Origin of the sequence: Streptomyces griseus subsp. griseus, from assembly GCF_000720255.1 — a bacterium.
Lineage (GTDB): Bacteria > Actinomycetota > Actinomycetes > Streptomycetales > Streptomycetaceae > Streptomyces > Streptomyces griseus_I.
Genome location: NZ_JOJE01000013.1, coordinates 170621 through 194903, shown reverse-complemented (window position 1 = coordinate 194903; position 24283 = coordinate 170621). Strand labels below are relative to the sequence as shown.

At 72.6% G+C, this 24283-nt stretch carries 21 protein-coding genes; 5 read left to right on the top strand and 16 right to left on the bottom strand.

The window, feature by feature from the left end:
• Positions 1-47 precede the first annotated feature (47 nt).
• The 3 genes from IG99_RS19550 to IG99_RS19540 form a co-directional block, all read right to left on the bottom strand.
• The gene (locus IG99_RS19550; RefSeq protein ID WP_037675928.1) at positions 48-1163 is read right to left on the bottom strand and encodes a carbohydrate kinase family protein; all 1116 of its coding nucleotides are present in this window, start codon (positions 1161-1163) and stop codon (positions 48-50) included.
• Positions 1164-1266: 103 nt separating this feature from the next.
• Positions 1267-2562, bottom strand: a complete 1296-nt coding sequence (locus IG99_RS19545) for a glucarate dehydratase family protein (RefSeq protein WP_037675706.1) — start codon at positions 2560-2562, stop codon at positions 1267-1269.
• Positions 2559-3506, bottom strand: coding sequence for a 5-dehydro-4-deoxyglucarate dehydratase (locus IG99_RS19540; protein ID WP_394298039.1), 948 nt, complete (start codon positions 3504-3506; stop codon positions 2559-2561). The genes IG99_RS19545 and IG99_RS19540 overlap by 4 nt, the downstream gene beginning before the upstream one ends.
• Before the next feature lie 94 nt (positions 3507-3600).
• Between IG99_RS19540 and IG99_RS19535 the strand changes: the two genes are divergently transcribed.
• Both IG99_RS19535 and IG99_RS19530 read left to right on the top strand, forming a co-directional pair.
• On the top strand, positions 3601-4383 hold the full coding sequence (locus IG99_RS19535; RefSeq protein WP_037675704.1) for an IclR family transcriptional regulator: 783 nt from the start codon (positions 3601-3603) through the stop codon (positions 4381-4383).
• 200 nt (positions 4384-4583) lie between these two features.
• Entirely contained in the window at positions 4584-5912 is a 1329-nt protein-coding gene (locus tag IG99_RS19530) for an MFS transporter (RefSeq protein WP_037675703.1), read from the top strand.
• 13 nt (positions 5913-5925) lie between these two features.
• Here IG99_RS19530 and IG99_RS19525 read toward each other — a convergent pair whose 3' ends face one another.
• The 5 genes from IG99_RS19525 to IG99_RS19505 all read right to left on the bottom strand — a co-directional run bounded on the left by IG99_RS19525 (position 5926) and on the right by IG99_RS19505 (position 12222).
• Complete coding sequence (locus tag IG99_RS19525; protein WP_037675702.1) at positions 5926-6918, bottom strand: adenosine deaminase; 993 nt, start codon at positions 6916-6918, stop codon at positions 5926-5928.
• Between the two features lie 34 nt (positions 6919-6952).
• The gene (locus IG99_RS19520; protein ID WP_037675699.1) at positions 6953-7858 is read right to left on the bottom strand and encodes a ribonuclease Z; all 906 of its coding nucleotides are present in this window, start codon (positions 7856-7858) and stop codon (positions 6953-6955) included.
• A gap of 6 nt (positions 7859-7864) precedes the next feature.
• Positions 7865-8218, bottom strand: coding sequence for an HIT domain-containing protein (locus tag IG99_RS19515; RefSeq protein WP_037675697.1), 354 nt, complete (start codon positions 8216-8218; stop codon positions 7865-7867).
• Positions 8219-8367: 149 nt separating this feature from the next.
• A complete protein-coding gene (locus tag IG99_RS19510) occupies positions 8368-11583 on the bottom strand; it encodes a S41 family peptidase (protein ID WP_078947792.1) in 3216 nt (1071 codons plus the stop codon).
• Positions 11584-11676: 93 nt separating this feature from the next.
• The gene (locus IG99_RS19505; protein WP_037675693.1) at positions 11677-12222 is read right to left on the bottom strand and encodes a hypothetical protein; all 546 of its coding nucleotides are present in this window, start codon (positions 12220-12222) and stop codon (positions 11677-11679) included.
• Between the two features lie 123 nt (positions 12223-12345).
• Here IG99_RS19505 and IG99_RS19500 point away from each other — a divergent pair, with 123 nt between their 5' ends.
• The gene (locus IG99_RS19500; RefSeq protein ID WP_158973203.1) at positions 12346-13860 is read left to right on the top strand and encodes a hypothetical protein; all 1515 of its coding nucleotides are present in this window, start codon (positions 12346-12348) and stop codon (positions 13858-13860) included.
• A gap of 7 nt (positions 13861-13867) precedes the next feature.
• On the opposite strand, the gene IG99_RS19495 is transcribed toward IG99_RS19500, so the two are convergent.
• The 5 genes from IG99_RS19495 to hrcA all read right to left on the bottom strand — a co-directional run bounded on the left by IG99_RS19495 (position 13868) and on the right by hrcA (position 18450).
• Positions 13868-14260, bottom strand: a complete 393-nt coding sequence (locus IG99_RS19495) for a VOC family protein (protein WP_037675691.1) — start codon at positions 14258-14260, stop codon at positions 13868-13870.
• Between the two features lie 21 nt (positions 14261-14281).
• Positions 14282-15022, bottom strand: a complete 741-nt coding sequence (locus IG99_RS19490) for a 16S rRNA (uracil(1498)-N(3))-methyltransferase (RefSeq protein WP_037675690.1) — start codon at positions 15020-15022, stop codon at positions 14282-14284.
• Positions 15019-16146 carry a nitronate monooxygenase gene (locus tag IG99_RS19485; protein ID WP_037675688.1) on the bottom strand — a complete coding sequence of 376 codons (1128 nt, stop codon included), beginning with the start codon at positions 16144-16146 and terminating at the stop codon, positions 15019-15021. The genes IG99_RS19490 and IG99_RS19485 overlap by 4 nt, the downstream gene beginning before the upstream one ends.
• A 150-nt stretch (positions 16147-16296) precedes the next feature.
• Positions 16297-17433, bottom strand: a complete 1137-nt coding sequence (gene dnaJ, locus IG99_RS19480) for a molecular chaperone DnaJ (protein ID WP_037675686.1) — start codon at positions 17431-17433, stop codon at positions 16297-16299.
• The gene (gene hrcA / locus IG99_RS19475) at positions 17434-18450 is read right to left on the bottom strand and encodes a heat-inducible transcriptional repressor HrcA (RefSeq protein ID WP_037675682.1); all 1017 of its coding nucleotides are present in this window, start codon (positions 18448-18450) and stop codon (positions 17434-17436) included.
• Between the two features lie 161 nt (positions 18451-18611).
• Between hrcA and IG99_RS19470 the strand changes: the two genes are divergently transcribed.
• Positions 18612-19337: an MBL fold metallo-hydrolase gene (locus IG99_RS19470; protein WP_037675681.1), complete on the top strand. Its 726-nt coding sequence runs from the start codon at positions 18612-18614 to the stop codon at positions 19335-19337.
• A 31-nt stretch (positions 19338-19368) separates the two neighbouring features.
• Entirely contained in the window at positions 19369-20181 is an 813-nt protein-coding gene (locus IG99_RS19465) for a DUF3097 domain-containing protein (RefSeq protein WP_037675679.1), read from the top strand.
• Here the strand turns inward: IG99_RS19465 and IG99_RS19460 are convergent.
• The 3 genes from IG99_RS19460 to IG99_RS19450 form a co-directional block, all read right to left on the bottom strand.
• Positions 20159-20749 carry a Uma2 family endonuclease gene (locus IG99_RS19460; protein ID WP_037675677.1) on the bottom strand — a complete coding sequence of 197 codons (591 nt, stop codon included), beginning with the start codon at positions 20747-20749 and terminating at the stop codon, positions 20159-20161. The genes IG99_RS19465 and IG99_RS19460 overlap by 23 nt on opposite strands.
• A 103-nt stretch (positions 20750-20852) precedes the next feature.
• Entirely contained in the window at positions 20853-22085 is a 1233-nt protein-coding gene (gene hemW / locus IG99_RS19455) for a radical SAM family heme chaperone HemW (protein ID WP_037675676.1), read from the bottom strand.
• Between the two features lie 41 nt (positions 22086-22126).
• On the bottom strand, positions 22127-24238 hold the full coding sequence (locus IG99_RS19450; protein WP_037675675.1) for an ATP-binding SpoIIE family protein phosphatase: 2112 nt from the start codon (positions 24236-24238) through the stop codon (positions 22127-22129).
• Positions 24239-24283 lie beyond the last annotated feature (45 nt).

Genomic DNA, 24283 nt, shown 5'->3' with positions numbered 1-24283 from the left:
AACGCCGTAGGGCTTTTCGGTGCCGATGCCTGTGATCGCCGCGAGCCTCACGCCGACCTGCGGAACCCGATCGTCGGCACGGCCCTCCGCAACGGCCACGGCCTCGCCGCCTCCTCGTCCCGCACCAACGCCCCCAGGAACGCATACCGCTGCAACGCCACCGGATCCTGCCCCTCGACGGACTGCACCCTCCGCCACCACCCCGCGATCTCCGCCCACCCCGGCGCCGACAAGGACCCCCCGAACTCCTGCACGGACAGCGCCGCCGTCAGCCCCGCGAAGGCCAGTCGGTCCTCGAGCGGCCATCCCGCCAGCGTGCCGGTGACGAACCCGGCGACGAAGACGTCCCCCGCCCCCGTCGGATCGAGCGCCTCCACCGCGATCGCCGGGACCTCGGCCGTCTCCCCCGTCCGCCGGTCCACCGCGTACGCGCCCTCGGCACCGAGGGTGACGACGGCGACCGGCACGTGTGCGGTGAGGGCGTGCGCGGCGGCCCGGGGGCAGCTCTCGCCCGTGTACCGCATGGCCTCCCCCGCGTTCGGCAGGAAAGCCTCGCAGTGTTCGAGGTCGGCGAGACCCGCCAGGTCCCACGCCCCCGTGTCGTCCCAGCCGACGTCGGCGAAGACGCGCGTGCCGTGGTGCGCGGCCTGGGCGATCCAGGGGGCCCGCCGGCCGGGGGTGAGGGAGGCGACGGCGGCACGGGCGAGGGGCGGGTCCTCGGGGGCGGGCTCCTCGGGGGGCGGTTCGTGGCCGTGGGAGACCATCGTGCGCTCGCCCTCGTAGGCCATGGAGACGGTGACCGGGGAGTGCCAGCCCGGGACCGTGCGGGACGGGGTGAGATCGATGCCCTCGCCCTGAGCGAGGGCGTCCCAGCAGTAGTCGCCGTAGTGGTCGTCGCCGAAGGCGGCCGCGAGGGACGTGCGCAGGCCGAGGCGGGCCAGGGCGGTGGCCATGTTGGCGACACCGCCGGGGCTCGACCCCATCCCGCGCGCCCAGGACTCGGTCCCGCGCACCGGGGCGGAGTCGAGCCCGGTGAAGATGATGTCGAGGAAGACCGTACCGATGAGGTAGACGTCCCACGGCGGGTCGCCCGGTGTGCGCAGGTCGGCCAAGGGGTCGACCTGCGGCCGGTGGCGAGGGTCCTCTCCGATGGACGGGGTCACGGTGCGCTCCCTGACGGTGGTGCGGATCACAGCCAGTGTGCACCAGACCAACGACAAGGGGGGACGGTCCGGCTCCGGCCCCCCTCGCGTCAGGCGGTCGGACTCACCAGCGGGGAACGACAGGCGTGACCCAGTCCGGCTCGGCGACCCGCATCGCCGCCGCGTCGTCGCGGTCCTTCAGCGTGCCGTCGTCGTCGAGCCAGCGCTGGTGGAGGAACCGCAGGCGGTCGCGGTCGAGCTCGACGCCGAGGCCGGGGGCGTCGGAGACCCGGACCTTGCCGTCCTCGAAGGTCAGCCGCTGGGTGAGGACGTCCTCCGACTGCCAGGGGTAGTGGGAGTCGCAGGCGTGGTGGAGGTCGGGGACGGTGGACGCCACGTGGGTCATGGCGGCCAGGGAGATCCCCAGGTGCGTGTTGGAGTGCATGGAGACGCCGACGCCGAAGGTGCGGCAGACGGCGGCGAGCTGCTGGGTGTTGCGCAGGCCGCCCCAGTAGTGGTGGTCGGAGAGGACGACCTGGACGGCGCCCTTCTGGAACGCCTCCTTGATCTCGGCGAACGTCGTCACGCACATGTTGGTGGCGAGGGGGACGTCGGTCCGCGCGGCGACCTCGGCCATGGCGGGGGTGCCGAGGGCGGGGTCCTCCAGGTACTCGAGGACGTCCCCGAGTTCCTTCGCCACCGTCAGTGAGGTCTCCACCGACCAGGCGCCGTTGGGGTCGAGGCGCAGGGGGTGGCCGGGGAAGGCCTCGGCGAGGGCGCGGATCGCAGCGATCTCCTCCTCGGGCGGGAAGACGCCGCCCTTGAGCTTGAAGGAGGTGAAGCCGTAGCGCTCGGTGAACCTGCGGGCCTGCTCGACGACTCCGGCGGGGTCGACGGCGGCCCCCCAGTCGTCCTTCTCGGAGGCGACGCCCTCGGGGTGGTCGGCCCACTTGTAGAACAGGTACGCGCTGTACTCGACGGCGTCGCGGACCTTGCCGCCGAGCAGGGCGTGCACGGGCAGGCCGAGGGCCTTGCCGAGGGCGTCGAGGCAGGCGACCTCGAAGGCGGAGATGACGGACAGCCGCAGCTTGTCGGCGGTCTGGACGCCGCGCAGTCCTCCGACGTCGACCTGGCCGGAGACGCGGGAGCTGTCCACGGCCACCTCCTCGGCGACGACGAACAGTCCGTTGAGGTCGCCGGCCTGGCGGCCGACGAGCTTGTCCGCGAACGGGCGGGCCAGTTCCAGGTACTTGGTGTCGCCGTACGTCTCGCCGACGCCCGTGGTCCCGTCGGCCGTGACGACCTCCACGATGAGCCGGGGGGTGTACGGCTGGTGCACGCCCTGGGTGTTGAGCAGCGGGGGGTCGGCGACCAGGATCGGCGTCAGTCGGACCTCGGTGATCGTCAGGTCACGGGTCACAGTGCGGCTCCTACGAGGTCGAGTCCGGTGGTCAGGACGGTCTTGAGGGCGGCGAGGTCGGTGGCCGAGGGGTCGGTGAGCGGGGCGCGTACCGGGCCCACCGGGCGGCCGCGCAGCCGGGCCGCCGCCTTGACGAGGGACACGGCGTACCCGGGCACGCGGTCGCGGAGTTCGACGAGCGGGACGTAGAAGTCGCGCAGCAGCCGGTCGGTGGTCTTGTCGTCGCCCGTGTGCAGGGCGGTGAAGAAGGCGTTCGCGATCTCGGGGGCGAAGGCGTGCACGGCGGAGGAGTAGGCGGGGACGCCGACGGTGGCGTAGGCGCGGGCCTGGATCTCGGCGGTGGCGGCGCCGTTGAAGAAGAGGAAGCCCTCCGGGGCGGCGAGGGTGAGGCGCTGGAGGCGGTCGAGGTCGCTGTGGCCGTCCTTGAGGCCGATGACGTTCGGGATCCCGGTGATGCGCCGGAACGCGCTCGCGCCGAAGGTGACCTGGCCGCGCTGGTAGGCGATGAGCGGCAGCCGGGTGCGGGCGGCGATCTGCTCCAGCTGGGCGACGAGGCCGTCCTGCGGGGCGGCGACGAGGTAGTGCGGCAGGACGAGGAGGGCGTCGGCGCCCGCGTCCTCGGCGATGCGGGCGAACCGGGCGGCCTGCGCCCAGCCGTAGCCGATGCCGGCGACGACGGGCAGGCGGCCGGCCGCCTCCTCCACCGCGATGGTGACGACCCGGCGGTACTCGTCCTCGTCGAGGGAGAAGAACTCGCCGGTGCCGCAGGCGGGGAAGACGGCCCCGGGGCCGGTGGCGATCTGGGCGGCGACATGGGTGCGGAAGCCGCCGGGGTCGAGCGAGCCGTCCTCGTGGAAGCTCGTGAGCGGGAACGACAGCACGCCGCCCGCCATGCCGTCCCGCAGTCTCCGGGTCGTGTCCGGATCGAGGGTCACCCTCGTCATCTCCCTATGTAGACGTCATCCACGTATGAAGATGGAGGTTAGGTACGCGCACACCGGTCGTCAATGGGGCCGCGCCCACCTCTACGATCGGCACATGTCGGAGACAGGGGGCGTCCGCGAGGTGAAGTCGGCGGCGCGCACGGTCGAGCTGCTGGAACTGCTCGCAGAACGCGGTGACCGCCCCGCGCGGCTCCAGGAGCTGGCGGACGAGCTGGGCGTGCCGCGCAGCTCGATGTACGCGCTGCTGCAGACCCTGATCTCGCGCGGCTGGGTCCGCACGGACACCACCGGCTCCCTGTACGGCATCGGCATCCACGCCCTGCTGACCGGCACCAGCTACCTCGACTCCGACCCGCGCGTACGACTGGTGCGCCCCTACCTCGACGAGGCGTCCGAGGCGCTGGGCGAGACCATCCACCTGGGGCGGCTCGACGGGCGGAACGTGGCGTACCTGGCGACGCGCGAGTCGCACGAGTACCTGCGGACCATCAGCCGGGTGGGGCGGAGGCTGCCGGCCCACGCGGGCGCGCTGGGCAAGGCGCTGCTCGCGGAACGCCCGGACGAGGAGCTGCCCGGGGGGCCGTACGAGGCGCTGACCCCGAACACCCACACCGACCGCGCGCCGCTGGCGGCGGACCTCGCCGCCGTACGGGCCCGCGGCTACTCCGTGGACCGCGAGGAGGGCGTCCTCGGCATCGTCGGCTTCGGGTTCGCGCTGCGCTACGACGCTCCCGCGCAGGACGCCGTCAGCTGCTCGGTGCCGGTGGCGCGGCTGACGCCGGAGCACGAGGAGCGGATCGTCGCGGTGATGCGGGAGATCCGGGCGAAGATCGAAGCGACGGCACCCGGAGCGGGTGGAGCCGCGAACTGGCGCTAGCGGGCGCCCTGTTCGAGCCGCGAAGGACGTTTTGACTACCCGGTTCATCCGAGCCCAAACGTAAAGTGATCCACATCACCCGGCTCGCGTTTCTTTCCGGAACCATGTGCTTGATACAAATTTCCAGCGCGTTCCCGTCCGTCGACGGCCGTCGCCATCCCCCTCTTCTTGAGCCGCTTTCGCATGCCCTGGGAACGCCCGTGTTCGCCCCCCGCACCACCCCCTGGCCCCTCGTCGCCCTTTTCACGGCCGGGTACCTCGCCCCCTATCTGCTCCCGACGGTCGTCGGCCGACTCGACGCGGGACTGCCCCTGTCGGCCACCCAGGCCGGTGCCGTCGGCAGCGCGCTACTGCTGAGTTCGGCATCCGCCGGCTTCGTCCTGGCCTCGCGCGTCGAGCGCATCGGCGCCCGCACCCTGGCCCGCCTCGGGCTGCTCCTCGCCGTCCTCGGCTACGGCGGCGCCGCCCTCACCGGCAGCGTCCCGGCCGTCATCGCCGGTGCCATGGTCGGTGGCTTCGGATCGGGTACGGCCACCACGGTCGCCGCCACCCGCATAGCCGCCCACCGGGACCCGCACCGCGCCTCCACGCTGGGGCTGCTCGCGGTGTCCGCGCTGGCCGGAGCCGTCTACCTGACGGTCCCCCGCCTCGGAGCCGGGCACGGCCAGCCGCTCGCGGCGATCGCGCTCACCGCGCTCGCCGTCTGGCCGCTGACGGGCCGCCTCCCCGGCCCCACGGCCGCGCCGCACACCCGTCGTGACCGCGAGCCCCTGCCCCACCTGCGCTCCGGGCTGCTGCTCGCCGCCGCCATGCCGTGCTGGTCCCTCGCCCAGAACGCCCTGTGGGGCGTGAGCGGCCGCATCGGGCTCACCCAGGCGCACCTCACGGAGGCGACCGTCGGGGCCGTGTTCGCGGTCGCCCTGGGCACCGGGCTGCTCGGCGTTCTCGGCGCGGGCGCGCTCGGAGCGCGGTTCGGGCGGGCGCTGCCCATCGGCGCGGGTACGGCGCTCATCGCCGGGTGCATCGTCGTCAGCGCCTCGGCGACCGGCCTGGGCAGCTTCGCGGCGGGCGAGGTCGCCTGGAACACCTTCTACCCGGTCGTCCTGTCGTACCTGATCGGGCTCGCCGCCTCCCTGGACCCGCGCGGCCGCTGGGCGGTGCTCGTCGGCTCGGCGTCCTCACTGGGCACGGCGGCCGGGCCGCTGACCGGGAGCGTGCTGTCCGCGCAGGCCGGCTTCCCGGTCATGGGCGCGGTGCTCGCCGCCGGGCTGCTGGTCATAGCCGTCCCCATGACCGTCGTCGCCCTGCACACCGGCGGCCGCCCGCTGCTGCCCGGCGCCGTCCGCCGGCGCGGCGGCACCCCGGCCGCCGTGGTCGCCGCGGCCACCGGCACACCCACGCGCGCGGTCCCGCGGGTCGGCGCGCCGGAGCAGCCGGTGGTGGAGATCGAGGTGGACACCCCCGCCGTACCGACCCGGGGCGCCTACGACACGGCGGGCCCCCGACGGGCGGGCGTCGGAGCCGAGTAGCTCCGGCTCCGCGTCACTGGAAGGTGTACGCCTCCACCTCGGCCAGGTAGCGGGCCCGCCGTTCCTCGTCGTGCTCCAGGAAGGAGGCGAGGAAGGAGTTGCGGGCCAGCTCGCGCAGCCGGTCCTCGCCCAGGCCCAATGCCTGGCGCACGGCATGGAAGTTGTCGTCGGCGTAGCCGCCGAAGTAGGCCGGGTCGTCGGAGTTGACCGTGCACAGCAGGCCCGCGTCCAGCATGGCCGGCAGGGGGTGCTCGGCGAGGACGTCCACGGCGCGCAGCCGGACGTTGGACAGCGGGCACACGGTGAGCGGGATCCGCTCCCGCACCAGCCGCGCCACGAGCGCCGGGTCCTCCATGCAGCGCAGCCCGTGGTCGACCCGCTCGACGCCGAGCACGTCCAGGGCCTCGGTGATGTACTCCGGCGGCCCCTCCTCACCGGCGTGCGCCACGCGTCGCAGACCGAGGGCGGCGGCCGCCTCGTACACCTCGCGGAACTTCACGGGCGGGTGGCCGACCTCCGCCGAGTCGAGGCCGACGCCGGTGATCCGGTCGAGGTACGGCCGGGCTGCCTGGAGGGTCTCCAGCGCCGACGCGGCCGACTCGTCGCGCAGGAAGCACAGGATGAGCTGGGTGGAGACGCCGTGGTTGGCCTCGCTCGCGCCCAGCGCCCGCCACAGCCCCTCGACGACGGTGCCCATCTCCACCCCACGGGAGATGTGGGCCTGCGGGTCGAAGAAGATCTCCGCGTGCCGCACCCCCTGCGCGGCGGCGCGGGCGAGGTAGGCGTTGGCGAGGTCCTCGAAGTCCCGCTCGGTGCGCAGCACCGCCATGAGCTCGTAGTACAGGTTCAGGAAGGACTGGAGGTCCTCGAACTGGTACGCCTTGCGCAGCTCGTCGGTGTCCGCGTAGGGCAGCTCGACACCGTTGCGCGCGGCGAGCTCGAACGCCAGCTCGGGCTCCAGGGTGCCTTCGATGTGCAGGTGCAGTTCAGCTTTGGGGAGGGGCATCAAAGCATGGTACGGATGTTTTGTCTGTGCTTCGTCATCGGCGCTTCGGTACCGGCACCCGCAGCAGATCGTGCGCCACGGTCAGCTCCCCCTCGAACCCCGCTGCCCGTGCCTGCCGTTCGAACTCCTCGGGCTCGGAGTAGCGCTGGCTGAAGTGGGTCAGCACCAGATGCCGTACGCCGGCCTCCCGTGCCACCAGCGCGGCCTGACCGGCGGTCAGGTGGCCGTGCTCCACGGCGAGTTGCAGGTCCTCCTCCAGGAAGGTGGACTCGATGACCAGCATGTCGCAGCCCTCGGCGAGGGCGTGCACGCCGTCGCACAGCCGGGTGTCCATGATGAACGCGAACCGCTGTCCGCGCCGCACCTCGCTGACCTCTTCGAGCGTCACCCCGCCGACGGAGCCCTCGCGCTGGATCCGTCCGATGTCCGGCCCCTTGATCCCGCGCGCGGCGAGCCGGTCGGGCAGCATGCGGCGGCCGTCGGGCTCGACGAGCCGGTAGCCGTAGGACTCCACGGGGTGGGAGAGCTTGCACGCCTCCAGCGTGTAGCCCTTGGTCACGGCTATCACCCCGTCCGCGGCGACCGGGGCCTCGGCGAGATCGACGGTCTCACGGTAGGCGGTGGCGTACCGCAGACGCTCGAAGAAACGGCGGCCGGAGCGCGGGAAGTGGGCGGTGACGGGGTGCGGGACCTTGTCCAGGTTGATCCGCTGGATGACCCCGGCGAGGCCCAGCGAGTGGTCGCCGTGGAAGTGCGTGACGCAGATCCGGTTCAGGTCGTGCGCGGCCACCCCGGCACGCAGCATCTGACGCTGCGTGCCCTCCCCGGGATCGAACAGGATGCCCTCGCCGTCCCAGCGCAGCAGGTAGCCGTTGTGGTTGCGGTGCCGGGTCGGGACCTGGCTCGCGGTGCCGAGGACGACCAGTTCACGTACGGACACGACGCCTTACCCGGGAGGCCATTGCAGGCCCCGCCCGCCGAGGACGTGGGCGTGCGCGTGGAAGACGGTCTGCCCGGCGCCGCTGCCGGTGTTGAAGACGATCCGGTAGCTCTCCAGCTTCTCCTCGTCCGCGATCACCTGCGTCTCCCGCAGAACGTCCGCGGCGAGTTCCGGCGCGCCGGCGGCGAGCGCCGCGGCGTCCGCGTAGTGCGCCTTGGGGATCACCAGGACGTGCGTCGGCGCCTGCGGATTGATGTCCCGGAACGCGACGGTCGTCTCCGTCTCCCGCACGATCGTCGCCGGAATCGCCCCCGCCACCACCTTGCAGAACAAGCAGTCGCCCTGCGGTTCTCCTGCCATGCGTGTGCCTCCTCACGCCGTTGATCTCTTTCTGAGCATGCTATCGAGGTCGGGTTTCCCGTCGCCGGTCGGCACGATCCAGCCCGTCCGGCGTTCGAGGACGAGGCCGTCAGGCCGATGGGGGGCTGGGGCGCAGCCCCCAGGGACGGTCACGGCAGAGCGGGCGGCACCTTCGCCGGCGTGGACTCCAACGCCGCCAACGCCAACCGCACAGCCTCGTCCAGCTGAACGTCCCTCCCGTCCCTCCAGTCCTGCGGCGCCTGCACCACCTCCACATCCGGGTCCACCCCGTGGTTCTCCACGCCCCACCCGTAACCCTCGAGCCAGAAGGCGTACTTGGGCTGCGTGACCAGGGTTCCGTCCACCAGCCGGTACCGGCTGTCGATCCCGACGACCCCACCCCACGTCCGCGTCCCGACCACCGGCCCGATCCCGAGCGCCTTGATCGCCGCGTTCACGATGTCCCCGTCCGACCCGGAGAACTCGTTCGCCACCGCCACCACGGGCCCGCGCGGCGCGTCCCGCGGATAGCTCTCCGCCCGCATCCCGCGCGGCAGGTCCCACCCCACGATGCGCCGGGCCAGCTTCTCGATCACCAGCTGGGACGTGTGCCCGCCCCGGTTCTCGCGCAGGTCGACCACGAGTCCCTCGCGCGCCACTTCCACCCGCAGGTCACGGTGGATCTGCGCCCACCCGGGCGCCTGCATGTCGGGGACGTGGAGATACCCGAGCCGCCCGCCGGACCGCTCGTGCACGTACGCCCGCCGGTCGGCGACCCACGCGTGGTACCGCAATGCCTCCTCGTCGGCGATCGGCTGGACCACGGCATGCCGCAGCTCGCCCCCGCCGGACGGCGACACCGTCAGCTCGACCGTCCGTCCCGCCGTGCCGACGAGCAGCGGTCCGGGCCCGGCCACCGGGTCCACCGGTACTCCGCCCACCGCCACGATCGCGTCCCCGGCCCGCACCGCGACACCGGGCGCGGCGAGCGGGGAGCGGGCGTCGGGGTCGGAGGTCTCGGAGGGCAGGACGCGGTCGATGCGCCAGCTGCCGTCCTCGTGCCGGGAGAGGTCGGCGCCGAGCAGACCCTGGCGGGGCCCACGGCCGTATCCGCCGCGCGGGACGACGTAGGCGTGCGAGGTGCCGAGTTCACCGTGCACCTCCCAGAGCAGGTCCACCAGGTCGTCGTGGGTGGCGACGCGCTCCACGACGGGCCGGTAGCGGTCGAGGACGGCGTCCCAGTCGACGCCGTTCATGCCGGGGTGCCAGAAGTGGTCGCGCATGACGCGGCCGGTCTCGTCGAACATCTGCCGCCACTCGGCCGCCGGGTCGATCGTCTGCCGGACGCGGCCGAGATCGACGGTGATGTTCGAGTCGCTGTCCTCGTCGCCGGAGGCACGCCGGTCGCTGGGTACGACCTTGAGCTTGCCGTCCGTCCACAGCAGCAGGCGTTTGCCGTCGCCGCTGACCTCGAAGTGGTCGGCGTCGGCCGCGAGGTGCTCAAGGCGGTGCTGGGCGAGGTCGTAGCGCTCCAGCTCGGTGTCGGGGTCGGGGTCGTCCGGGGTGGCCCGGGAGGCGCCGAGAACGCCCCGCACCGGGTGGCGCAGCCACAGCACGCCGTCCTTCGCGGCCCGCAGGTTGCTGTAGCGGGCGGCCTCCACGGGGAACGGCACGATCCGGTCGGCGAGGCCGTCGAGGTCGATACGGGTGGCCGGGGTGCCCTCGCTGTCGGGGGTCTCGTCCTTGTCGGGCGCCTCGAAGGGCCGGCCGTGCCGCTGCGGCCCGAAGGGGGACGGGGTGGTCGCGGCGAGGGTGATCAGGTGGGGGCGGGTGCCGACGACGAACGCGAGGTCGAAGACGTGCTCGTCGTAGACGGGGTCGAAGGAGCGGTTCGACAGGAAGGCCAGGTGCTTGCCGTCGGGTGTGAAGGCGGGGTCGTAGTCCTGGAAGCGCAGCGGGGTCGCCTCGGTGACCGACAGGTCGGTGGTGTTGGCGAGTCTGAGCTGGCTGAGGGGACGGGGCCCGGGGTGCGACCAGGCGAGCCAGGCCGAGTCGGGCGAGAAGACCAGGCCGGTGACGTCCCCGTCCTCGCTGCGGTCGACCTCGCGGACCTCGCCGGTCTCCCGTTCGACGAGGAGGAGGCGTCCGTCGTGGGCGGCGACTGCGGCACGGCTGCCGTCGGGTGCCATGGCGAGCTCCAGGACCCGTCCGAGGCGTCCGACGGCCAGGCGGCGCGGGGTGGCACCCGGCGCGAGGCCGGTGGCGGGCGCGAACTCCAGGGCGTCCTCGCCCTCGGCGTCCGTCACCCACACCACCCACTCCTCGCCGTCCGCGCGGAAGGTGCGCGGCGACCGGGCCCGTACGCCCGGCTGAGAGGCGAGCGCGCGGGTGGGGCCCGAGCGGTGAGTGACCCAGTGCACGGAGCCGCGCACCGAGACGGCGCTGCCGCGCGCGGTGTGGTCGGGGGCGCCGGACTCGACCCAGCGGCCGGCGGTCACCTGGAACGGCCGCCGGTCGGTGCGCTGCCCGCCGAGCCGGACGTCGAGGCGGCGCGGCTCGGCGCCGTCGAGGTCGTCGAGGATCCACAGCTCACCGGCGCTCGCGTACACCACCCGGGTGCCGTCGCTCGCCGCGTGCCGGGCGTAGAAGCCTCCGAGGGGCGTGTGCCGGCGCAGGTCGGAGCCGTCGGCGAGGGAGGAGTACAGCGCGCCGGTGCCCTCGTGGTCGGAGAGGAAGGCGATTCGGTCCCCGACCCACACCGGGTACTCGAGGTTGCCGTCCAACTCCTCGTGCAGACGGGTGAATTCGCCGGTGTCCTCCCGGTCGATCCACAGCTTGCCCGCCGTACCGCCCCGGTAGCGCTTCCACCAGGCGGCCTCGCGGCCCATCAGGGCGGACAGCAGCACGGTGTGCGGGCCGTGGGCGACGTCGCCGACGGGCCCGTAGGGCAGGGTGGTGGCGGGTCCGCCGTCGAGCGGGAGGGCGCGGGCCCAGGTGCGGCGGAGGCTGGCCTCGCCGTGGGCGGTGACCGCGAGGACCCGCCCGTCCGGGGTCCAGCCGCGCACCTGGGTCTTGGCGTTGCCCCAGTACGTCAGCCGGGTCGTGGGACCGCCGTCGACGGGTGCGATGTGCACCTCGGGGGCTCCGTCGCGGGTGGAGGTCCAGGCGACGGTGGTGCCGTCGGGCGAGACGCGCGGGTGGAAGACCGGCATGTTGTCGGCGCTGACCCGCCAGGCCCGGCCGCCGTCGAGGGGGGCCAGCCAGACGTCGTCCTCGGCGGTGAAGGCCACCAACTCGCCGTGCGCGTGCGGGAAGCGGAGATAAGCCGATGAGGCGGCTGATGCCGCGGTCGCGGACTGTGTCACGGGATCACCCTATGCAGGGGCGATGTCCGGGGACAGGGTTTCGGATCACTTGGCGTGAGCTTCCCGCGGTCGCTTGCCCTCTCGATTGCCCTGTCACTTGCCCTGGACGGGACGGCAGTCCGGGTACTGGTCGCACCAGATGGTGGTGGTGACGGTCACCGTGACGGTGGGGGCGGGCCGCCCGCCGTTCCCGGGCCCCGGGGCGACGGGCGAGGGCGTGCCCTCGCAGTCGCCGAGCCCGCTCACGTGGAAGCGGACCTTGCCGCCCACCTTGGCGGTGAGATCCCCGCGCACACAGGCGCCGTTGACGGCCCGCGTGACCTTGCCGGTGACGGTGATGTCCTTACCGTCACCGGTCTCCCCCTGGCAGTCGACCTTGGCGACGGTGTCCTCGCTCGCGGAGGGGGACGCCGAGCGGTTCCCCTTGTAGTTCGCCGTGCACGTCAGCCAGCGCACGTCGATCTTCTGCCGCTCGAGTTCCTTCGTCGCGGTCTCATCGGTGGTGTACGCCACCGTCGCCGCACTCAACCCACCCGGATCACACGCCACGGCTCCACCGACGGCCACCACGGCAAGCCCGGCCAGGGCCACGACCCGCCGTCCCCGCGGGTGACCCCAAAACGACCCCAATACCCCCATGGGGGGCAGCCTGCCACTTGGCGGCGTGGCGCGGTAGACCACAAGCGGTCAGGATGTGCGCGGTGATTAAGACGGAATGCGCTCATCTGCGTTCCGGGTCAACTGTTGTCGGGGGGTGGGGACTTGTCCGAGACGGGGTGGTTCGCCGTACGTCCGCGCGATCGTCGTGTCTGCTTGCGGGTCGTCATGCCGGGCGGGCAGCGCGAGGAGAACGCGGTCATCACACTCTTCGAGCGGCAGGGGTGGGTGGTGGAGCGTCCGGCCGACGGTGGTGGAGAGATGCTTGTCGAGGCGCGCGTGCAGGGGGCACGACGGGGTGCGTTGGAGCATGCCGTGCGGGACACCGAGTTCCTGGTGCGACATGCGGGGTTGGGGGCGTGGGTGCGGGAGGCTGCGCTGGTGGACCCGGAGGTGCCGACGCGGGTGGTCTACCACGTGTACCGGGACGAGTCGGGAGCGGACGGGGTGGGCCGGTTCTCGGCCGCTCTGCGCGTACTGACCGGCCAGAGCGCCGATCACCGGCTGGTCGCCGTCCCGGTGGGCACGGATCGGGAGACGGTGCGGCAGGAGCTCGCGCGGGACGACTTCGCGGGCCACCGCTTCGATTCGGCCCGCCACACCCTGCGGCTGGACTGGTCGTCACAGGAGCAACCGCCACCGCCGGACTCGGTCGCGGACACCCGTCGCCTGCTCTTCGGGGGGTTGCTGGCACTGGCCCCGGGGCCGGCGGCACTGGCAGCGACCTGGCTGGTGCCCGGCTCCCGGCTCCTCTGGTTCGTGCTCGTCCTGGTGGGTACGGCGCCCCTCACCCTCCGGCCGGAGTTCACGAAGCGGATGGGACGCACCCTGTGCACCGGGGAGCGCCACCCGCCCGTGGACTTCATCATCGTGGGCACGATCCTCACACTCGGCCTGACGGTGGCCGGAGCGGCGGCCACTACCGTCCTCGCACCCGTCGTGTGGCTCATGGTCGCCCTGGCCGCCGTGGTCGGTACCTGGTTCGCCGTACGCGACACGGTGTTCACCCGACACGCCGCGTGGATCCTGCCGTTGGCGGTCCCAGCGCTGTGGCCGATCACGGCATGGCTGGGCGGTCAGGTCCAGGCGGCCTATCTGAAGCACTTCGACATACCCGCAGACAGTGTGCCGGTGCGCTCCCTGTCCACGTACGGGGCCGCCCTGCCCGTCCTCTGGTCAGCGTCTCTCAGCCTGCTGATCACCATCGGGCTGCTCGGCTGGGCCCGCCATCTCCATCTGATCGACAGGTCCACCGGTCCGGCCATCCGGTCGCTGGTCTGCCTCGCGTCGGCGCTCGTGGTGGTGTGGGTGGTCGCCACGGGCCTGGACGATGCCGGCTGGGCCGCCGAGGATGCCAAGTTTGACGCCTTCCACTACCTGACGCCCGCCCCGTACCACGGCCTTCAGGGCACTTTCGTCTGTGTCCTCGCCGTCGAACGGGGCAAGCCCATCCCCGTGGACAACGGCCCCGTTCCGGACGTGCCCGTGCTGTCCTTCGGATCGTCGGACGACTGGGTGCACCTGTGGTCCCCGCGCGCCTACCGCTCCTTCGCCGTCCGCCGCGAAGACGTCCAGATCCTCTCGCTGGACGACGACAGCAAGGGCTGTCCGCCCGGCTGACGAGTCCTCAACCCCGCAACAGCAGCCACTCCTGCAGTTCCACCAAGTTGCCCTCGGGGTCCTTGAGATGGGCGACCCGCATACGGTCAGTCATCGGTGCCGGACCGTGCAGCAGGGTGGCTCCCCGGCCCGCGATCTCCGCGCAGTAGGCGTCCAGGTCGTCGACGCGCAGCACGACCAGGGAGCGGTGGCCGGTCGCCGTGTCGCCGAGTTCGTCGAGGACCCCGGCCATCATGGCCCGGTCCTGGAGGGCGACGCCGGCCGATCCGGTGGCGGGACTGAACTTCTCGTACGGCCCCCGCGCCGCCCCGGACTGCGGCTTCAGGCCGAGGACGTCGGCGTAGAAGCGGTAACAGGCGTCGAAGTCGGTGACGAGGAGCCTTACCTGAGCCAGTTCCATGTGGTGCCCTCCGGTGTCGGGTCAGGACCAGCGGCCGGTACGGCCGAGGAGCAGGGCAGCGGCCGCCGTGCCCGCGGTGGACGTGCGCAGTACGGTGCGGCCGAGCCGGTAGGGCCGGGCGCCGGCCTCCTCGAAGAGCGCCAACTCCTCGGGTGACACGCCTCCTTCGGGGCCGACGACCAGCACGATCTCGCCCTTGGCGGGCAGTTCGGCCGTGGCGAGCGGGGTGTCGCCGCTCTCGTGGAGTACGGCGGCGAAGTCGGCGTCGGCGACCAGTGCCGCGACCTGCTTCGTCGTGGCCGCGTCGGCGACCTCGGGGAAGCGGACCCGTCGGGACTGCTTGCCCGCCTCCCGGGCCGTCGCCCGCCACTTCGCGAGCGCCTTCAGCCCGCGCTCGCCCTTCCACTGGGTGATGCAGCGGGAGGCGGCCCACGGGACGATCGCGTCGACACCGGTCTCGGTCATGGTCTCGACGGCCAGTTCCCCGCGGTCGCCCTTGGGCAGGGCCTGCACCACGGTGATCCGGGGTGACTCGGCGGGCTCCGCGACGACGTCCTCCAGGGTCACGACCAGCCGGTCCTTGCCCTCGGCAACGACGACCTCGCCCCGCGCCCAGTGCCCGGCGCCGTCGGTGAGGACGACGGCCTCACCGGGCCGAAGGCGCTTCACGGAGACGGCGTGCCGCCCCTCGGGCCCGTCCAGCACGAACTCCCCCGCGCCCGCGGCACCGAGGGCGTCGACGACGAAGACCGGCGCGGTCATCGGCCCGCACCCCCGCCCGGGAACGCCGACAACGCTGTCCTGGCCGCGGCCAGTTCACCGGCCAGCACCTCGACGAGTCGCCCCGCGGGCAGGTCGCGGGCCAGCCGGTGGCCCTGCCCGGCCCACAGCGCCATGCCCTGCGCGTCGCCCGCCTTGGCGGCCGCCTTGCGCAGCGGGGAGGTGAGGTGGTGGACCTCCGGGTACGCGGCGGGGGCGTACGGGCCGTGCTCGCGCAGGAAACGGTTCACCAGGCCGCGGGCGGGGCGCCCCGAGAAGGCGCGGGTCAGCTCCGTCCGTACGAAGAGCGGGTTGGTCAGCGCCTCCTTGTGCACGGCCTGCGCGCCGGACTCCGCCGTGGCGAGGAACGCCGTGCCGAGCTGTGCCGCGCTCGCGCCCGCGGCGATCGCGGCGGCGATCTGGCTGCCGCGCATGATGCCGCCGGCGGCGACGAGGGGGAGGTGCACGGCCTCCCGGACCTGGGCGAGCAGCGACAGCAGCCCGAGGCCGGAGCCGTCGTTCTCCGGGACGTCGCGGTGGCTGCCCTGGTGGCCGCCGGCCTCCACGCCCTGCACGATCACCGCGTCGGCGCCCGCCCGCTCGACCGCGAGGGCCTCGTCGGGGGTGGTGGCGGTGACGAGGGTGAAGGTCCCGGCCCGGCGCAGCGAGTCCAGTACCTCGGGGGTCGGCACGCCGAAGTGGAAGGACACCACCGGCACCGGGTTGTCGAGGAGTACGGCGAGCTTGGCGTCGTAGCCGTCGTCACGGCCGCTGTCGGGGTCGCCGAGCTCCGTCTCGTACCAGGCGGCCTCACCGGCCAGCTGGTGGGCGTAGACCTCGACGGCGCCAGAAGGGGGCGCGGCGTTGGCCGCTCCAGTGGAGCCGGTGCTTGCACCGGGATACTCCGGCTGCGGCATGAAGAGGTTCACGCCGAAGGGCCGGGAGGTGAGGCTCCGCAGCTGTTTGATCTCCTGGTACATCCCGTCGGCGGTCTTGTACCCGGCGGCGAGGAACCCGAGCCCGCCCGCCTCGCAGACGGCGGCGGCGAGCTGCGGCACGGAGACACCGCCCGCCATGGGGGCCTGCACGATCGGCTGGGGAAAGAGATCGGTCAGCTCGGAGGACATGACGGCATGTTGTCACGTCCTCCGAACAGGACCGAATCGGGCCTTCCCCTTGGCACCAGCCAAGGGGACCGCCAGGATCAGCGACCGTTGAACGCGTCCTTCAGCGCCCGGGGGCAACCCCCGGACCCCCGGCAGCAGCCACCAGTCCCGTCAGCGACCGTTGAACGCGTCCTTCAGCCGCGAGAACAACCCCTGCTGCCCAGGCTGGAACTGGCCCTGGGGCCGTTCCTCGCCGCGCAGCTTGGACAGCTCGCGCAGCAACCGCTCCTGCTCGGGGTCCAGCTTGGTCGGGGTCTGGACCTCGACGTGGACGATGAGGTCGCCGCGGCCGCCGCCGCGCAGGTGGGTGACGCCACGGCCGTGCAGCGGGATCGACTGGCCGGACTGGGTGCCGGGCCGGATGTCGACCTCCTCGAGGCCGTCCAGCGTCTCCAGCGGCACCTTCGTGCCGAGGGACGCCGCCGTCATCGGGATCGTCACCGTGCAGTGCAGATCGTCGCCGCGCCGCTGGAACGTGGAGTGCGGCAGCTCGTGGATCTCGACGTACAGGTCACCCGCGGGACCGCCACCGGGTCCGACCTCGCCCTCACCGGCGAGCTGGATGCGCGTGCCGTTGTCGACACCGGCCGGGATCTTCACCGTCAGGGTGCGGCGGTGGCGGACCCGGCCGTCACCGGCGCACTCCGGGCAGGGAGTGGGGACCACGGTGCCGAAGCCCTGACACTGCGGGCACGGCCGGGACGTCATGACCTGGCCCAGGAAGGACCGCGTCACCTGCGACACCTCACCGCGGCCGCGGCACATGTCACACGTCTGGGCCGAGGTGCCCGGCGCCGCGCCCTCACCACTGCAGGTGGAGCAGACGATCGCCGTGTCGACCTGGAGGTCCTTGGTCGTGCCGAAGGCGGCCTCGTCGAGCTCGATCTCCAGCCGGATCATCGCGTCCTGCCCGCGCCGCGTACGCGACCTCGGGCCCCGCTGGGACGCCGTACCGAAGAACGCGTCCATGATGTCGGAGAAGTTGCCGAAGCCACCGGCGCCGAAGCCGCCCGCGCCACCGCCGCCGGCCTGCGAGAGCGGGTCGCCGCCGAGGTCGTAGACCTGCTTCTTCTGCGGGTCCGACAACACCTCGTAGGCGGCGTTGATCTCCTTGAACCGCTCCTGGGTCTTCGGATCGGGGTTGACGTCCGGGTGCAGCTCGCGCGCGAGCCGCCGGAAGGCCTTCTTGATCTCTTCCTGCGACGCGTCGCGGCGCACGCCGAGAACGGCGTAATAGTCCGTGGCCACTTACGACTCCGCCAGGATCTGTCCGACGTACCGTGCCACTGCGCGTACCGCTCCCATCGTTCCCGGGTAATCCATGCGGGTCGGTCCGACCACGCCGAGCTTGGCGACTGCCTCGCCGCCCGAACCGTAGCCGACCGACACCACCGAAGTGGAGTTGAGTCCCTCGTAGGCGTTCTCGTGACCGATGCGTACGGTCATGCCCGAATCCCCCGCCTCGCCCAGGAGTTTGAGGAGCACGACCTGCTCCTCCAGGGCCTCCAGGACGGGCCGGATGGTGAGGGGAAAGTCATGTCCGAAGCGAGTGAGATTGGCGGTACCGCCGATCATCAGCCGCTCCTCGTTCTCCTCGACGAGTGTCTCCAGCAGAGTGGAGAGCACCGTCGAGACCGTACCGCGGTCCTCGGCGTCGAACCCTTCCGGCAGGTCCTCCACCAGCCGCGGCACGTCCGCGAAGCGACGGCCCGCGACCCGGCTGTTCAGCCGTGCCCGCAGGTCCGCCAGGGACGCCTCGCCGAACGGCGCCGGACAGTCGACCATACGCTGCTCGACCCGGCCGGTGTCCGTGATCAGCACGAGCATCACGCGCGCGGGGGCGAGTGAGAGCAGCTCCACGTGCCGCACGGTCGAACGGGTCAGCGAGGGGTACTGCACGACGGCCACCTGCCGCGTCAGCTGCGCGAGCAGCCGTACGGTACGGGCCACGACGTCGTCCAGGTCGACGGCGCCCTCGAGGAAGTTCTGGATGGCGCGCCGCTCGGGCGCGGTCATCGGCTTCACGCCGGCCAGCTTGTCGACGAACAGCCGGTAGCCCTTGTCCGTGGGGATGCGCCCGGCACTGGTGTGCGGCTGGGCGATGTACCCCTCGTCCTCCAGGGCCGCCATGTCGTTGCGGACCGTCGCCGGGGAGACGCCGAGGTTGTGCCGTTCGGTGAGCGCCTTCGAGCCGACCGGCTCCTCGGTGCCGACGTAGTCCTGGACGATCGCGCGCAGCACCTGAAGCCTGCGTTCACTCAGCATCCGCGCGCACCTCCGAACTCGTCCCCTTGACAGCCACCTGGCACTCTGTGCGTGCGAGTGCCAACGTTCCCCGGCCCAGTGTACGGCTGGGGGGTACACCCGGGGCAAGGCTGGTCCCCGGCACCCCGCACCCGCCCCTTCTCCCCCGCTAGCGTCGCGGTATGACCGTTACTTGGGAAGAGCTCGGCTGGGAGCGGGTGGCGGCCGGGGTGGGCCGGTGCCGGCTGCCCGGGTGGGACTGCACGGCGGGGCTGGTCGTCGGGCCGGGCGCGGTCCTCGTGATCGACGCGGGGGCCAGCCTGGCGGAGGGCGCGCGGCTGCGGTACGCGGCGCAGGAGCTGGCGGGCCGGCGTGTGACTCATCTCGCTCTCACCCATCCCCACTTCGACCATGTCTTCGGGGCGGCGGCGTTCGCGGGCGCGGAGGTCTTCGGCGCGGTGGGCATCGACACGGTGTTCGCGCACGGGCGTGAGGAGCTGCGCCGGGACGCCGTGGCCAACGGGCTGGACCCGTGGGTGGCGGACGAGGCGGTGGAGACGCTCGTCCGCCCGCACCACCACGTCTCCGGGGAGTGGACGCTCGACCTGGGCGACGGCCGGCAGGCGCTGCTCGCGAACGTGGGCCCCGGGCACACCGCCCACGACCTCGCGGTCCTCGTCCCCGGTGACCCGGAGATCGTCTTCTGCGGCGACCTCGTCGAGGAGTCCGGCGATCCCCAGGCGGGGCCCGACGCCGTACCGGACCGGTGGCCGGCCGCCCTCGACCGGCTCCTCGACCTCGGCGGCGAGGACGCGCTGTACGTGCCGGGTCACGGAGCGGTGGTGGACGCGGCGTTCGTACGGTCGCAGCGGGACGCGCTGGCGGCGCGTTTCGGCGTGTCGCCGTGACGGCGCGGCGGGTTCTCCTATCGTCATCCGAATGCGCCAGTACTCCGCCGACCTGACCCCTCCCTGGAAGAAGCCCCAGCCCGTCCCCGAGGTACCGGCGGAGCCCGGTCTGGTGATCGAGGAACCCGGCACGGGTTTCTGCGGCGCGGTGATCCGCTGCGAGGCGGGCACGGTGACCCTGGAGGACCGCTTCGGCAAGCACCGGGTGTTCCCGCTGGAGCCGCGTGGGTTTCTGCTGGAGGGCAAGGTGGTGACGCTCGTACGTCCCACTTCATCGGCTCCGGTACGGCCCACCCGTACGGCGTCCGGTTCGGTGGCCGTCCCCGGCGCACGCGCGCGTGTCGCCCGAGCGGGGCGCATCTATGTCGAGGGCCGGCATGACGCCGAACTGGTCGAAAAGGTGTGGGGCGACGACCTGCGCATCGAGGGCGTGGTGGTGGAGTACCTGGAGGGCGTGGACGACCTCCCGTCGATCGTGGCCGAATTCGACCCGGGCCCGGACGCACGGCTCGGCGTGCTGGTGGACCACCTCGTGCCGGGGTCGAAGGAGTGGCGCATCGCGGAGTCGGTGACGAGTGAGCACGCGCTCGTGGTGGGCCACCCGTACATCGACATCTGGGAGGCGGTGAAGCCGGCAGCGCTGGGGATCGAGGCGTGGCCGCGCGTACCGCGCGGGCAGGACTGGAAGACGGGGGTGTGCCGGGCGCTGAGGTGGCCGGAAAACACCGGGGTGGCTTGGCAGGGGATCCTGGGGCGGGTGCGGTCTTACCGGGACCTGGAGCCGGAGTTGCTGGGGCGGGTGGAGGAGCTGATCGATTTCGTCACGGGTAGCGGTGGGGCCTGACGTTGGGGAAGGTGCCGAAATCCTTGGTGTCCAGTTCGATGCCCAGGATGTCCAGCGGCAGCGGCTCACCGAACTTCACGAGGAACTGCTTCCGATAGTCGGCTTCCTCGCCAGCTCCGACCGGGTTGGTCAACAGGACGCACTGGGCCATGACCGGGTCGATGATCAGGTAGGCGGGGACCTTCGCGGCCGCGTAGATCGAACGCTTGACACCGAAGTCCCGATCGACGCTGGTCTTCGAAACGACCTCAACCAACATCGTGATGACCTCGGAAGGCATCAACCTTCCGTGATCCGGCCCGTTGCCGCGCTCGATCACCACGAGGTCCGGCTGTGGCTCACTCGTCTGTTCGAGGATCGCGATGTCCTGGGTTTGCAGCCTCCGCCAGCGGCGCCGGGGAATCTGGTCCTGGATCGCCTCCACGATGTCATTGTGGATCACGTCCGGCCCCGCCATCATCACGATTTCCCCCCGGAGGAGCTCGACCTTGAATCCCTCGGGAACCGCAAGGTTCTCGAAGATCTCCACGATGCCGGGGGTCATCCGTCGGTCGTCCACAGCGGTCATCTCCGCAGCCTCCGGTTTTCCGCCACCGCTATTTACGGCAGCAGCCTACGAACCAGGTTAGGGACCGAACCGGAGTGCCGGGGCGATTCACTCGCCGGAGTGATCAATCCACCAGGTCCCTGACCACCGCGTCCGCCAGCAACCGCCCCCGCAGCGTCAGCACCGCCCGCCCCTCCTCGTACGGCCCCTCCTGAAGCAGCCCCTCCCCCAGCGCCCGCCGTGAAGCCGCCAGCCCCTCCTCCCGGAGCAACGACAGCGGCACCCCCTCCCGAAGCCGCAGCTCCAGCAGGATCCGCTCCACCCTGCGGTCCTCCTCCGACAAGAGCTCCCGCCCAGCCCCCGGAGAACGGCCGGAGGCCAGCGCCGCCGCGTACGCCCCCGGATGCTTCACGTTCCACCACCGCACCCCGCCCACGTGCGAGTGCGCCCCCGGCCCCGCGCCCCACCAGTCGGCGCCCCGCCAGTACAGCTCGTTGTGCAGGCAGCGCCCGGCGGGCGAAGTGGCCCAGTTCGACACCTCGTACCAGTCGAAGCCCGCCGCCGACAGCATCTCCTCCGCGATCAGGTACCGGTCGGCGTGCACGTCGTCGTCGGTCATCGGCACCTCGCCCCGGCGGATGCGCCGCGCGAGCTGTGTGCCCTCCTCGACGATCAGGGCGTACGCCGAGACGTGGTCAGGGCCCGCCCCGAGCGCCGCCTCCAACGAGGCTCGCCAGTCGTCGTCGGACTCCCCCGGCGTGCCGTAGATCAGATCCAGGTTCACGTGCTCGAAGCCCGCCGCCCGCGCCTCCGCGACGCACGCCTCCGGGCGGCCCGGGGTGTGCGTCCGGTCCAGTACGCGCAGCACGTGCTGCCGCGCGCTCTGCATCCCGAAGGAGATCCGGTTGAAGCCGCCCTCCCGCAGGCGCGCGAGGTAGGCCGGGTCCACCGACTCCGGGTTCGCCTCCGTGGTGACCTCCGCGTCCGCGGCCAGCCCGAACTCGTCGCGGATCGCCCCCAGCATCCGTACGAGGTCGTCCGCGGCCAGCAGCGTGGGCGTACCGCCGCCGACGAAGACCGTGCGGACCTCGCGCGGGTCGTCGCCGAGAACCTTGCGGGCCAGGCGGATCTCGTCGACGAGGGTGTCGGCGTAGTTGTCGCGGGAGGCGAGGACACCGCCGGTGCCGCGCAGCTCGGTCGCGGTGTACGTGTTGAAGTCGCAGTAGCCGCAGCGGGTCGCGCAGTACGGGACGTGCAGGTAGAACCCGAGGGAGCGCGCGGCGGCTCCGGTGAGCGCGTGCGCGGGGAGTGCGCCGTCGGAGGGGACGGGCTCGCCGTCGGGGAGTGCGGAAGGCATGCCTTCCATTGTCCAGCACCCACGGACCGTCCCACGCGGCTCTACTCGGCCTGCAGCACCAGCAGCGCCAGGTCGTCCTCCGGCGGCTGCCCGCCGAACTCGTGCACCAGCCGCTTGATCCGCTCGGCGATCAGGTCCGCGTCCAGCCCCGCGCAGCCGGCGAGCACGGTGGCGAGTCCGTCGCCGTCGTCGAACTGGCGCGAGCCGCAGCGGCGCTCGGTGACCCCGTCGGTGACGCACAGCAGGCTGTCGCCGGGCCGCAGCTCGACGCTGTCGCAGGTGTACGTGGCCTCCTCGATGACGCCCAGGAGGGTCTGTGGTTGCGCGGCCGTACGGACGCTGCCGTCGGGGCCGAGGAGTAACGGCAGCGGATGTCCGGCGGAGGCGAGGGTGCAGCGGACGCCTCCCTCGAAGGGGGCCAGTTCGCCGTAGAGGAGGGAGAGGAACCGGGTCTGCGGGCCGTCGCCGGGGACGGCGGGGCCGACGAGCGCGCGGGCGGCCGCGTCCGCGGCCTCCGTGGCGTCGTCGAGGAGGAGCTGGTTGAGGCGGTCGAGGACGTCGGCGACACCGTAGCCCTCGCGGGCCAGCAGCCGCAGCCAGGGCCGGGCGAGCCCGATGACGACGGCCGCCTCGGGGCCCTTGCCCTGGACGTCGCCGACCGCGAAGCACCAGCGGCCGTCGCCGGCCGGGAACAGGTCGTAGAAGTCGCCGCTTGGCCCGCCCTTGTCGCAGGGCTCGTAGACGAGGGCGCTGCGCACCCCGGGTATCTCGGCGACGGCACCGGGCAGCAGGCCGCGCTGGAGCACGGCGCTGATGGTGGCCTGGCGGGCGTACTGGCGGGCCGCGCCGATGGCGAGCGCCACCCGGCGGCCGAGGTCCTCGACGAGGCCGGTGACCTCGTCCGGAAAGCGCGGTATCGCGGCCCGTCCGATGACCAGCGTGCCCAGCGGCCGGCTGCCCGCGACGAGGCGGTACGCGAGGGCGGCGCCGTCCGCCCCGGCCGCGCCGAGCGCCGCGCCGGGCCAGGGGAACGGCACGGGTCCGGACCGTAAGGTGTCGGGCGGTCGCGGCGGGTCCTTCTCCAGGGCCCGGCGCAGTTCCTCGATGCGGTTCTCGCTGCCGTGCCAGACCCGGGCGAGGCGGGCCCCCGCGCCCGCGGTGCCGTCCGCCGTCCAGCCGCCGCGGCCGCTGAGCTCGTCCTCCAGCCACACCGCGCACCAGTCGGCGAGGCGCGGTACGACCAGCTGGGCGGTGAGCGAGGCGACGAGGTCCTCGTCGAGCTGGCCCGCGAGGAGGTCGGAGGCCTCGGCGAGGAAGGACAGGGCGCCCCGGTTGAGCCAGTCGCGCTCCCCTCCGGCCCGCCGGTCCTCGTAGGCCTCCTGAACCGCCGGAAACGCGGGGGCCGCGGGGCCCTCCGGGATCGCGGGGACTGCGGGTGTCTCCGGGGCCTCGGGGGTGTGCGGGTCGGCGCCGCTCCAGGCGTACAGCGGGATGTGCGCGGCGCTGTACAGCTCCATGGCACCGGCGTGCGCGCCGCTCAGCCGGCTCGCTCCCGCCCCGTACCCCTCCCTGGCGTGCGCGCCGTACCCCTCCCTGGCGTGCGCGCCGTATCCCTCACCGGCGTGCGCGCCGTATCCCTCACCGACGCCCCCCACTTCCGCGCCGTATCCCTCCTCCCGCGCCGGTATCCGCGCCCACACCGTCTTGGCGCCCCGGCGGAACGTGACGCCCCAGGTCTCGGAGAGCGCGGAGACGAGCCGCAGGCCGCGCCCGTACTCCGGTGTCTCGTACGGCGTTTCGGGGGTGCCGTCGCGCGGAGGGCGCGAGGGGTGGTGGTCGGAGACCTCCACGACCACCGCGCCCGTCTCCTCCAGGCCGCACACCAGCTCCACGTCGGTGCCGGCGTGCACAACGGCGTTGGTGACGAGTTCACTGACGACGAGCATCGCGTCCTCGGCCAGCCGGCCGGTGACGTGTTCGGTGCCGGGCAGGCCGAGGTCGGTCCACTCCTCCAGGGCCGCGCGGAGCAGCGCGCGGGCGGATCCGGGCGCGAGGGAGCTTCCGGACAGGGCCGTACGCGCCTGCGCGCGCGAGTGCGCAGGCACTTCAGAAGCAACGGAATCGGTCTCCCGTTGCGTCGGAATGGCCCTCATGGACAGCTCCCCGAGCAGTTCGGACGAATACGCCTCGGTCGATCC